This window comes from Brevundimonas sp. P7753 (assembly GCF_013386595.1).
In the GTDB taxonomy this organism is placed as follows: Bacteria; Pseudomonadota; Alphaproteobacteria; order Caulobacterales; family Caulobacteraceae; genus Brevundimonas; species Brevundimonas bullata.
Window position 1 is genome coordinate 1 of record NZ_JACARP010000282.1, and the last position, 389, is coordinate 389.

A 389-nucleotide genomic window follows, 5' to 3' on the forward strand; every position below is an offset into this window, starting at 1 on the left:
GCCTTGCGTGATGGTCGTACGGATTACGGTGAGGATTGCTGTATCAGCATTTGCCGGTTCTAGATATCTGTTGCTGCGGTCGACTATACCGAAGTGTGGGGCGTTGCGATCCGTATTATCTCTGCCCGAAAAGCTACCAAGCAGGAGGCCAAATACTATGCCGAAAGAATCGAAAACTGACTGGGGGCGCCTGGACAAGCTGAGCGACCAGGAAATCGATACCAGCGAAATTCCCGAACTGGGCGAAGACTTCTTCCGCCGCGCCGAATTGCGTGTGCCGGTGAAGCGGGCGGTAACCATCCGGCTGGACGCTGATGTACTGGAGTGGTTCAAGGGGAAAGGTACCGGCTACCAGACGCGTATCAACCAGCTACTGCGCCAATATATGC

At 55.0% G+C, this 389-nt stretch carries 1 protein-coding gene; it reads left to right on the forward strand.

Annotation, left to right across the window (positions count from 1 at the left end):
• Window positions 1-157 precede the first annotated feature (157 nt).
• Window positions 158-389: BrnA antitoxin family protein (locus HX774_RS19595; RefSeq protein ID WP_178829045.1), on the forward strand; the 232-nt coding region annotated here is incomplete at its 3' end.